At 40.3% G+C, this 11,151-nt stretch carries 11 protein-coding genes and 2 pseudogenes; 5 read left to right on the top strand and 8 right to left on the bottom strand.

Translation table 11 applies throughout. The annotated features are described in order from the left end of the window. Nucleotides 1-110 precede the first annotated feature (110 nt). Together JIG41_RS00150 and JIG41_RS00145 are read left to right on the top strand one after the other, a co-directional pair. Nucleotides 111-293: pseudogene (locus JIG41_RS00150) on the top strand (acyloxyacyl hydrolase); the annotation flags it as partial. Between the two features lie 248 nt (nt 294-541). Continuing rightward, entirely contained in the window at nt 542-685 is a 144-nt protein-coding gene (locus JIG41_RS00145) for a DUF2897 family protein (protein ID WP_074988602.1), read from the top strand. Nucleotides 686-715: 30 nt separating this feature from the next. Here JIG41_RS00145 and JIG41_RS00140 read toward each other — a convergent pair whose 3' ends face one another. After that, entirely contained in the window at nt 716-2,083 is a 1,368-nt protein-coding gene (locus tag JIG41_RS00140; protein WP_036969639.1) for a YjiH family protein, read from the bottom strand. A gap of 71 nt (nt 2,084-2,154) precedes the next feature. Further along, the gene (gene bamC / locus JIG41_RS00135; RefSeq protein ID WP_036969641.1) at nt 2,155-3,216 is read right to left on the bottom strand and encodes an outer membrane protein assembly factor BamC; all 1,062 of its coding nucleotides are present in this window, start codon (nt 3,214-3,216) and stop codon (nt 2,155-2,157) included. A gap of 367 nt (nt 3,217-3,583) precedes the next feature. Between bamC and JIG41_RS00130 the strand changes: the two genes are divergently transcribed. Both JIG41_RS00130 and bcp read left to right on the top strand, forming a co-directional pair. Next, complete coding sequence (locus JIG41_RS00130) at nt 3,584-4,117, top strand: glycine cleavage system protein R (protein WP_036969643.1); 534 nt, start codon at nt 3,584-3,586, stop codon at nt 4,115-4,117. 10 nt (nt 4,118-4,127) lie between these two features. After that, nucleotides 4,128-4,610, top strand: coding sequence for a thioredoxin-dependent thiol peroxidase (bcp, locus tag JIG41_RS00125; RefSeq protein ID WP_036969646.1), 483 nt, complete (start codon nt 4,128-4,130; stop codon nt 4,608-4,610). 118 nt (nt 4,611-4,728) lie between these two features. On the opposite strand, the gene queE is transcribed toward bcp, so the two are convergent. Then, the gene (gene queE / locus JIG41_RS00120; protein WP_036969649.1) at nt 4,729-5,394 is read right to left on the bottom strand and encodes a 7-carboxy-7-deazaguanine synthase QueE; all 666 of its coding nucleotides are present in this window, start codon (nt 5,392-5,394) and stop codon (nt 4,729-4,731) included. A 131-nt stretch (nt 5,395-5,525) separates the two neighbouring features. Between queE and queC the strand changes: the two genes are divergently transcribed. Continuing rightward, a complete protein-coding gene (queC, locus tag JIG41_RS00115) occupies nt 5,526-6,197 on the top strand; it encodes a 7-cyano-7-deazaguanine synthase QueC (protein ID WP_199524075.1) in 672 nt (223 codons plus the stop codon). Between the two features lie 29 nt (nt 6,198-6,226). Here queC and JIG41_RS00110 read toward each other — a convergent pair whose 3' ends face one another. From JIG41_RS00110 to JIG41_RS22735, 5 genes and pseudogenes are all read right to left on the bottom strand, one after another. Then, entirely contained in the window at nt 6,227-8,401 is a 2,175-nt protein-coding gene (locus JIG41_RS00110; protein WP_199524074.1) for an exonuclease domain-containing protein, read from the bottom strand. 68 nt (nt 8,402-8,469) lie between these two features. After that, nucleotides 8,470-8,658, bottom strand: coding sequence for a DUF3185 family protein (locus tag JIG41_RS00105; protein ID WP_065979772.1), 189 nt, complete (start codon nt 8,656-8,658; stop codon nt 8,470-8,472). Between the two features lie 63 nt (nt 8,659-8,721). Continuing rightward, a complete protein-coding gene (locus tag JIG41_RS00100) occupies nt 8,722-10,131 on the bottom strand; it encodes a cell wall metabolism sensor histidine kinase WalK (protein WP_199524073.1) in 1,410 nt (469 codons plus the stop codon). Further along, nucleotides 10,131-10,805 (bottom strand): response regulator transcription factor, encoded by a 675-nt coding sequence (locus JIG41_RS00095; protein ID WP_036969661.1) that lies wholly within the window; start codon nt 10,803-10,805, stop codon nt 10,131-10,133. Before JIG41_RS00095 ends, JIG41_RS00100 begins: the two co-directional genes overlap by 1 nt. Nucleotides 10,806-11,018: 213 nt before the next feature. Further along, nucleotides 11,019-11,151: pseudogene (locus JIG41_RS22735) on the bottom strand (ISAs1 family transposase); the annotation flags it as partial.

Below are 11,151 nucleotides of genomic sequence, written 5' to 3'. Positions count from 1 at the left end.
CATACGGGTCTCGTGGGCTCGGAGATGTGTATAAGAGACAGCCCTTTTAACTGAGTGTGAGTTAACCAGTTTGGCGCATTGACGCCGTTTAGGGGAGCGTCCATCTCATCACCCACTTTGCAGGAAAAAATGTTAGCACTCACTACCAGTTTGAAGATAGGTTAGGCTTGGTTGCTGATTTAGGTGACAACCGTTCGTTAGCACTACGCTATTTACACTACTCTAATGCAGGATTCAAAAGCCCAAACCCTGGACTTGATTTTATTTCTCTTTCTTATGCAAAACGCTTTTAATACCATTGTGCTTAATTAAGTGGTCTATTTTGAGGCAATATAACCGCGTTGATAACAAGGCAAAATTTAGTTATTTAGTTGTTCTCGGCAATTGCTCCTGCATTGATCTACCTCCTGCATACATGCAGTCATAAATCAGACATTTTTAACGCAGGTAGCGACTGGTTTGATCACTCAAAATGATTAAGTATTTTTGCGGATTGATATAAGTGCTACTATCTAGGTTGATGAATTAGCTGAGTGTACCTATGGAAACCTGGCAAAAAATTGCAATCGTCGTGGCCGTGTTTGGGGTTGTCATTGGCAACCTTGCTTTATTAAAACATGCAGCAAAAATGGACTTTAAAAAGCCCGAAAAAAAAGACGAAAATGATCAAAAAAGCCCTGATTGATCAGGGCATTTTGATTATGCGCTAACGAGTTTACACTAACCAATGCGCCATCAATACAATGACCGGCAGCGTCACTAATGTTCTTAAAATAAAAATTAAAAACAATTCAACGATATTCACCGGGATTTTGCTGCCTAATAACAATGCCCCTACTTCTGACATGTAAATTAACTGCGTGACACTCATTGCAGCAATAATGAAACGGGTGACATCGCTCTCAATGTTTCCCGCCGCTAATATTGACGGTATAAACATATCGGCAAAACCCACCATAATAGTTTGCGCCGCTGCTTCTGCTTCAGGGACCTGCAGTAATTCTAAAAATGGCACAAATGGTTTGCCCATGTATTCAAAAATGGCAGTGTATTCAGCGATAATCAGGGCAAATGTACCCACAGCCATCACTACGGGTAATACAGCAAAAACCATGTCAAATGCGTTGTGTAAGCCTTCTTTAAGCGTGCCTACAACGCCTGGGGCTGTGCGTGCTTTAGCTAAAGCTACATCGAGAGAATGCGTAATAAGAGTTTTCCCTTCTGGCACCGACTCTGCATGCTTGTCGGGTTCTGTGCCGTCAACATACAAATCTTTCTTAAAACGTAAAGGCGGTAAACGCGGAACAATTAAAGCGGCAACAAAACCCGCTAAACACACGGTCAAATAGAATGGAGCAAACAAGTGTTCTAATTTTACTTGGCCAATAACAACCAAACAAAAAGTAATTGATACAGCAGAAAATGTGGTACCAATAATCGCAGCTTCACGTTGTGTATAATGCTTGTCTTCATATTGGCGTGCGGTCATTAAAATACCGACACTACCATCACCAAGCCACGACGCTACGCAGTTAACTGCGCTTCGTCCTGGTACACCAAATAAAGGGCGCATCACCTTTGTCAGTAACGTACCAACAAGCTCCAACAAACCAAAGTTGAGTAATAATGGCAGCAGTAAACCCGCTAAAATAAACACCGAAAAAAGTACCGGCAGGAGGTCGTTTAAAACTAATGCCCCTGTATCACCCGAAATAATCATTTCGGGACCTTGCTTCGTGTACGTTAATATAATAAATATCATACCGAGCAAACGCACAGTCAACCACAGCCAACTTACATCAAACAAATGTTTAATAATAAATATTTTTAACAGCGCTCTTGGCTTAAAAAACTTTATTATTAACGACATAACACCTGTGATACACACAATTGTGGTAATTAACCCCAATGCAAATGGCGCAATCCACTCCTGCACAGCTTTTGCCATAACAGCAATTGGAATTGTCATTGCTTCACCTATGGGTACCGGCGTCATAAACAAGAAGACACCTATAAGTGAAGGAACGAAAAAGGTAAACAAAGTTCGCAAGTTACTGCGGTTTGCAGCGTTTAAGTTAGACATATTTTCAACCTGTAAAAACCACAAAAAGAGCGGCTAGGCTCTTTTTGTGGTGGTTTTAACTTTTTTAATTATTAAATATTGATGCCGCGTTGGCGCAGCGCATTTTCTAATGCTTGTTGTAGGTCATTCATTGTACCCGGCTCAAGTGTATTGCCTTCTGAGTCCATCCAAGTCAGGCTTGTGCCACCTTCATTGGTACGACTAACAAGAATTTGGTATTGGCCATCTTCAATAGGCAGTTCTGCAAGCTCTTCACCCCAAATAGAATCCCACACGCTTGACTCTGGCTTTTTGTAATCAGCCGTGATCAAACCGCGCTCTTGATCAATTTCAACAATGGTGAAAGATAAACGCTCTAAGAAACCTGAAAAACGATCAAACACAACAAAGTAATCTTGCTCAGTAACTAATGCGGCATTGCCTTTGTTATCAAAGCCCATTTCAAGCGAAATAATGCCTTGTTGTTTACGCATTTCAACCTCAAGTTGACGATAACGATAGTCAAACTCAGCGATTACTTGGTTTAAAGCACGCACTTCTAATTGTTGTTGTAGAAGCGGTGTTAATTCTTGTGAGTCACTTTTATAATCAACCAGTTTTGCATTTAAAGATGCAGTACGTTGATGCGATTTCTCTTCAATTGTAAAAAGAAAACGCTGCTGTGACACTTCCGTTTCGCTTTCCCAAAACCAGCTATCTTCAGGCTTGATGATTGTGTACCAATCAGTTTCTATGCTGCCTAATAACTTATCTTCTTTAACGGCACGGGTATTACTCTCATTCAGTACCGCGTGAACGGAGTCCCAAATAAATTCATCTAAATCAACGATACCGTCATTTTTATCAAAATAAACACGTGCGTCTTTATCGCCTTCTTCAACCCAGCTACCTTGTGCAATGGTGATCACTTGCGCCGGTGGACGATAATTTTTCGCTTCAGGATTATTGTCGTACTGAGCCACTTCCATTTTATAAGTCGGATCTTGAGCTGGTTGCGCAAGTCCTTCAGGCGCTTTAACCGGTTCGTTAGCACGATAATTACGTTTATGGTGTGCTTCATCGGTAAATACACCGCACCCAGTTAAACTTACCAATACGCTTACAGCAAGCGCCTTTGAGATCCAATACTGCACAGATATTTCTCCTTAGCAAACCCTTAATTTTTTTAACAAATATATGAGTGGGTAATGCCGATTTGGTTCACTGTAAAATCACTTTTAACTTTACATTTTTTATTTTATGCAAAAAACCCGAATAGTTTGGGTTAGCGTAACGTATGTGTTTGCTTATCACCTTGCAAAATTTTAACTATGGTACTTTCTGATGCCCCTAAAAACAAGAAAGAGCGCACTTTATTCACGGCTTAATTAATCGTCGCTATCGTTAACTGAGTAAATTATGTTAAACTTTGCCGCCGTGCGTTATTAAACTCACGTGAAATCAAGGCTTATTCTGGCTTATATCTATTGGTATTATTAATTACTAGGTACTTAAAATTCCATGACTGTTTTTACAAATCATCAGATAGTGCTCACTGCGATTGGCGAAGATAGACCCGGTATCGTTAGCGAATTGACTCAGTTAGTGAGTGATTGCCATTGCAATATAATTGACAGTCGCATTGCTATTTTGGGCAACGAATTTACCTTTATCATGTTATTGGCTGGCGATATGTCAGCAATTAGCCGCATTGAGCATACATTGCCTACAAAAGGCATGGAGCTTGGCTTATTAACCATGATGAAACGCACAGCAAGTCATGTTGCGTGTGAATTTTGTGCTGGTTACACCCTCGAATACACAGGTATTGACACACCGGGAACACTAAGCAAAGTAACGCGCTTTTTTGCTGACAATCATATCAGTATTTGTTCTCTTAAATCAGACACCTATGAAGAGAATGACGAACTTAAAATGCGCTGCGAACTAGAGTTTAATATCCCTGTAGAAGTCGATATTGATCACTTTAAAGTGAGCTTTGAAGATCTTTCTCGTAGTTTGAACGTAGACTATATATTCAGACGCATTCGCTAAGGAGCAAAGCATGAAGAAAATTAATCCACTACAAGCTGGCGACACAGCCCCTGCTTTTAGTTTACAAAACCAAAACGACGAAACCGTTGTCTTAGCTGATCTTTTAAAAGAGCAGCAAGTACTGGTTTATTTTTACCCTAAAGCATCAACTCCTGGTTGCACAGTGCAAGCTGAAAACCTTCGTGATGAAAAAGCAGAGCTTGCTAAGTTCAATACGCACGTTGTTGGTATTAGCCCTGATCCAATCAAACGACTAAAGAATTTTGAAACTAAGAAAGAGCTTAATTTTGATCTGTTAGCCGATGAAGATCACGCCATTGCCGATGCATTCGGTATTTGGGGTTACAAAAAGTTTATGGGTAAAGAGTACGAGGGTATTCACCGCATCAGCTTTTTAGTTGGTCAAGATGGTAAAATCAAGCACGTGTTTGATAAGTTTAAAACCAAAGATCATCATCAGGTTGTGCTTGATTATTTAGCGCAGAATAAATAGTTACGAGTTACGAGTTACGAGTTACGAGTTACGAGAACATAGTAAAAAAGCGTTGCCAACTATTGGGGGTCACTTCAGTGCAACGCTTTTTTTGTTTCTGTACACAAAAATTATGTGTTTAACTAATTCCTAAATATTTATGCACTTGCACTGATAAGCGCCAGTTCTTTGCAATACAGGTTTCAATGGCCAGTTTAGTCGCTGATGTTTTTTGACTGATGGGTTGAAGGTAAACTAAACGCGGATTCACGCCTGTTTTTAAAAACAAATCTTCAAGCTCTTCAACATGCTTTTGCATGGCCACTGGGTGTTTAATTTCATCGGCGCGTTGCATTGCACTGCGCAGTACTTTGTAACCGCCGCGCATATTAATTTTTGGTGAAACCGTCACCCACGTTTGCTCAGGGACTAAAATCTCGAATGTGCCGCTGGTTTCTATTTGCGTAGAATAACCGTTTGCATGTAATAGCTCACACACTGGGTTTAAGTCATACATGCAAGGTTCACCACCGGTGATCACCACATGCTTTGCGTTGTAACCGCGTTCTTTAAATAGCGCTAATATTTGCTCTGCAGAGGCTTCGGCCCAATGATCAGAGTCCGCTTTTTTTTCGACCGTGTCATCAAGCGACACCCTATACACATTATCAACGTCCCATGTTTGTTTTGTATCACACCAAGCACAGCCCACAGGGCAGCCTTGCAAACGTAAAAAGATTGAAGGTGTACCCGTAAAACTTGCTTCACCTTGAATTGTTTCAAACACTTCGTTAATTTTGTACAAAAGACATCTCACTTACGACGCGACGGACAGTAAAAATTGGCCGCCTAAAAACCAAAATCGCGGGCAAAAATTGTTATTTAGGCCCGAGCCGTGTAGTATATCGCGCCCTGAAGTAAACCTCTATCAAAAGTATGAGCAAAACAGTTATGACGCAAAAAGTAGTTGTTATTTATTCCGGCGGTATGGACTCATTTACCGTATTAAATAAAGCCCTGCAGCAAGGCCACGAAGTGTATGCCCTGTCGTTCGACTACGGCCAGCGTCATGTCAAAGAGCTTAAAGTGGCGGCACAAGTATGTGAAAAGCTTGGTGTTCCTCATAAAATCGTTGATATTTCTGCGATTAATCAACTGATTGGCGGCTCGTCGTTAACCGACGATATAGACGTGCCAGAAGGTCATTACGAAGAAGAGAGCATGAAGAGCACGATCGTGCCAAACCGTAACATGATTTTATTATCTCTGGCTGTTGGCTACGCAGTGTCGCTAAAAGCCAGCAAAGTGTATTACGGTGCTCATTCAGGTGACCATGCAATTTACCCAGATTGTCGTCCAGAGTTCGTTAAAAAAATGGATGATGTATGCCGTATTGCAAACTACGACGCCGTTGAAATTTTCAGCCCTTATTTAAACAATACGAAAATCGATATTTTGACAGATGGTTTAAAAATGGGCCTTGATTACAGCCAAACATGGACCTGCTACAACGGCCGCGACAAAGCCTGTGGTAAATGTGGTGCATGCCAAGAGCGTTTAGAAGCCTTCGCACTTAATAACATAACAGACCCTATTGAGTACGAATAACCGCAAACGCAAAATGATAAAAGGCGAGTTTAACTCGCCTTTTTTGATTGTGTTTGCTGAATAAGTTTTAACAACTGGGCTGTGGCGGTAGCATCAGCCAGCGCACGGTGATGATTTGTTAAATTCAGTTCAAAATGTGCAGCTAAATTACCAAGCGAGTATGAGGGAAGTTTCGGAAATGCTTTTCGCGACTCAACCACCGTGCACAATTTAGGCATTTTAAAGGTCTGGGCGATTGCGGCGTATTCTTTTCGAATAAAACTGTAATCAAAATTCACATTATGAGCCACAAATACCGACCCTTTTAAGAGCCCTCTGAGCGTATCGGCTATATCAGCAAAACAAGGGGCATCGCGCACCATGGCGGCATTAATGCCAGTCAACTTGGTGATAAATGGCGGTATACTTCGCTCTGGATTAATTAAACTTGCCCACTGCTTAATCACTTCGCCGGCTTGTAGCTGCACCACGGCAATTTCGGTTATTTTATTATTACCTTGCACCCCACCCGTGGTTTCAATGTCAACCACACTGTATATACGGTTAGGATCATTAAACCAATTTACCGCAACAATATTCACGGTAAAGCCATGCTGTTTTAATATATCAATACTCACCAGCTGATTGCGTCTGAGTTTATCACCAGGCGCTTTCACTTCTTCAAAGCACAAGCCAGTGTCTTTCAGTACCATTAAGTCTGGGTAGCCATCTTTGAGTTGTTTAAAAGTTTTTGTCATTTGCAATAAATGCGCTTTTAAACTCTCAAGTTCACTGTGCTGAATAAGCACTTTTAAAGGCTCAAGAATATCACTGTGCCATTGAAACAACCCCGTTGGCGTATCGTAAAACTGCGCTGCACTTTTGCAAACCTGCTTATAAATACAATCATTATGGGTGAACGTTGCCAGTTTTTGCTCAATATCTGCCTGCTGCGAAGCGTAAAAACAATCGGCTAATAAAACATGCGGGTAAATATCAAATTCATTGCACGGTGGGTACGGTGTATCCACAAACAGTTCTTGCCAAAACGTCAGCGCGAATAAACTCAACCACAGATTATTTTCAGTAAAAAATACCGTATATCCCTGCTGTTGATAATACTCACAGACTCCTTGCTCAACATCGCCACGATAAATATCGTCAATCTCTAACTGACACTCAGTATCACTGAGCATTTGCGTTAACCGAGAGCGCTGCTGCTTGTTGTATTTTCGTTGTAAGAAATCTTCAGCAAAATACAAAATGCCGTCGTCGATGGGGTCGTTAATAATTGCTTCTAACGTTTGCTGTACCCATTCAGTATCACCTTGTTTATAACGTACACGAATAGCCAGCTCTTGTGCCTCACTGCTACCAGTGCAATTATCTAAAAGTGTGCATGCATAAGCCAAATCGGCCTCTTTAAATTGCTTAAATAAGCGAATAAGCAGTTTATTTTTAATACTGTGCGCTAAATCGTCAGTACAGTTTATCTGTAACAGTTCATTGGCTAAATGACGATATTGTTCAGGCATCTCGCATGCCTTAAACTGCATGCGGCATTGATTTAATTGGTAATGAGTCTGTGCTTCTTCAAGAGTATTAAAACGTGACCGCGTTTCACCAACATCATTACGCACCTTCGCTATCCCTAAATCACGCATAACAAAGCGGTTTTGATGGTTTATATCACCTGCACTTAAGCGACCGCTGTATAAAAATTCAAAGTACTCGTAATATTCTGCTCGGCTATTAACAACAAACTCTCCACATAACTGTTCAAGCGCATTCGCCTCTCGGTCAATATGTTGTTTACACAGTGCCAGTAAAACCCCTTTACTAGCCGACTTTTTAAACGTAACAGGGGTTTTAAAAAGTGCGTCATCGGCAAGCAATGCAACAAGCTCAGGTTTCGTTAAATGAGCAAGTACCAAATCAAGATCATCAACCGTAGGGTGAGCCACCAGCGCGAACTGCTTAAGTTTAAAAATAGCGCCGTGTAGGTTTGGGATTTCTTCGTAATTAAGCGATGAAAGCGCGACAAGTCTTGGTTTTCGCGAATAGATACGTAACAAAGTACACAAGCTTTGTTCGTCGAGCTGGGTTAACTTAACGATAAATTGCTGTTGTTCAGGAGTTAGCAACGTTTTGCATTGCGCCTGAATAAATTCGGCTAATTCAAAAAAGTGATTTAAATAATATTTTAGCGGTAATTGTTTTTGCATAGCTAACACCACAACTGTATATAAATACAGTATCAGGTATTAGCTTGCTTATTTCAACATGTGGTTGCTTATTTTACTTTATAAATTCCCACAATGGCGCAGATTGCCCCACCCACCATACCAAGCCATGCTTCGATTGGTGTGTCGCCACTAAACGTACGACTTACTTGAGCACTGGCCGAGTCATAAACGTTATAACCCCATACAGCAAGTGCAACACCAATCACGATAAGTGCGATACCAATAATTTTACCCATAGTTATTATTCCTTATTGTTGTTCACTTTCAGTGTTGCACATAAATACACACGCTGCAAAATTTCACTTTAATTTCAAACTAAAGGTAATAATTTCATCATTTAACTCAACGTTAAGTTCGGCGTTTATCGATGTGCTTAACGCTTTGGCAATCGATAATCCAAGACCAAAATTATCGCTGGATGTTCTGGCACTGTCTTTTTGCCACAGTGGATCAAATAACTGGCTAATATCTTCATCGGTTAAGAGTATTTTTAATTCATTAGTAACAGATAATTGCAACTTACCCTCTTTATTAAGCAGCGTACTTACAGTCACTACACTCTTTTCTGGGCTGTATTGTTTGGCGTTATTCACAAGATTGATGATGATTGATTCAAGTGCAAATAAGTTACTAACAATAGCTGGGATATCTTCTTGAAGTGCAAATTCAACTCGCTCTAGATCGCACCTTTCTAAGGTACGCATTATGACCTGATTTAAATCGCAAGCATCTTGTTTTGGTAAGGCTTCATTACTGTATTTATGCAGTAGCAATAGGTTCGACACAATGCTTTTTAACCGTTGGCTAATTTTCAGTACCTCGGGTTTAAAATCGGCTTCAAATTCTTTTTCATCAGGAAAACGAATGGCCACTTCGGCCATGTTGATTAGCTCAGCAATGGGGGTTTTTAGTTCGTGAGCGATGTCTGACGTTAAACGTTTTTCGCGAAAGTACAGCTGCCTATTTTCTTTAATAAAGGCATTCAAGCTATTTACAATCGGCTGCAGCTCTTTAACTGGTTCTTCAACGACAATTATTGCATTTTTATCTGCGATACTAAGCCGACTAATATCACGATTGAGTTTATTCAGTGGCGCTAAAGAACTGTCGACCGATTTACGTACAAAGAGCCGAATAAAAACAATGACTGTCACTGTGGTTACAATAAAAATAACGTCAATTAACCACAAAATAAAATCAACTTCTTCAGAAGACGCGGCATAGGCTAAAGTAAGCGTGCTGTGATGTGGTCTACTCACTCCATTATAAAAATTCCTATGTGAGTGCGAGTCAAGTTGCGGCTGAAAACGAGTATAAATGATTCGTCCGTCACGACCATCCGGTAGCTGGGTGGTCATTATTTTCGCTTCACCCAATTTTAACTCTTCAAACTTAAGGTTCTTAAAAGCAAATAAATTAAGGCTTTGTGAGCGTGTAAACACTCCCTCCTCAGTCCAAATCTGAAAATACTCAGGCTCAAACTGCCCATCAAACTCTGGCATAAATTCACTCGAGAAATTAAAAGTCACCCCTTCTTCATCTTCATGTACCAAAGTCATCAGCATGCCAGCTTTTGAGTGTAAGCCACGGTTAAACTCATTATCAATCCAATTATCGACTGCAATATCTGTGGCTAATAAAATACCTAAAACAAGCCCAGTTATCGCTATGGATAGAGTAAAAACTAATTTACTGCGAATTGATTTCATCACCTTCCTTGAATTATGTAACCAAAACCACGCTTGGTTTGAATAGGTAACTCACCACCTGCCGCTCTGACCTTTTTACGTGCTGATGATAAATGCGCCTCAATAGAGTTTTTCGAAACTAAGTCATATTGCCCTGCAATATAAGTACTTAACTTTTCTGATGTAATCACTTTATTTTGATTACTAAATAAGCACTCAACAATTTTGTATTCGTTGGGCGTAAGGTCGATTACAGTGTCACCGACTTGCAACAGTTTTAATTGTAAGTTCAAAGCCAAGTTATCGATGCGGATCACATCACTGATTGTTTTCAAGCCACCGCGACGCATCAAGTTTAATAACCTTGCATGAAGCTCATCAAACGAAAATGGTTTTGTTAGGTAGTCATCGGCCCCAGTCAGCAGCCCTTTCACTTTGTCTTCAGGTTCTTGCTTGGCAGATAAAATGAGCACACGCACATCGAGCTGCTTTGCTCTTATGGTTTGTAATAACGTAATACCATCAATACTGGGTAACATAATGTCGAGTACTATTAATTCGTACTCTCCTGTCATTGCCATACTAAGTCCTTCAGCGCCATCGCCAGTTTCATCAATGGTAAAACCTAAGTTTTCAAGGCCAACTCGTAGACTACGTCTTAATGACACTGAATCTTCAATAATTAACAATTTCATATGTTACTCAAATAAGTAAAAACTCTTCTACCTCATCAGGTTACAGCACCAAACTTAAGATTCACTTAAGATTTACTGAAGTTTTTCTGGTTTAGAAAATATTAAGATTACCATAAGGATTTCTTAAGTTTTGCTTCCTACTATTGCCGTAGTTTCGATTAAGAAAGTACGACTATGACAGCAAAACTCTCCGTTTTAAAACCTTTGTCACGGCTAGCGCATTTTAATCCCAGATTCTAACAGGGTTGAGCGATAATCATCGTCTAGCCCTGCCATTTTCTTTTTTCTCGCCATACTGGCTGTTTTAGTTGTATCTTGTTTAAATAACGCCATGGCTATTTTTCTC

Source organism: Pseudoalteromonas sp. bablab_jr011, assembly GCF_016464045.1.
In the GTDB taxonomy this organism is placed as follows: Bacteria; Pseudomonadota; Gammaproteobacteria; order Enterobacterales; family Alteromonadaceae; genus Pseudoalteromonas; species Pseudoalteromonas lipolytica.
This window is presented reverse-complemented; position numbering and strand designations above follow the sequence as displayed.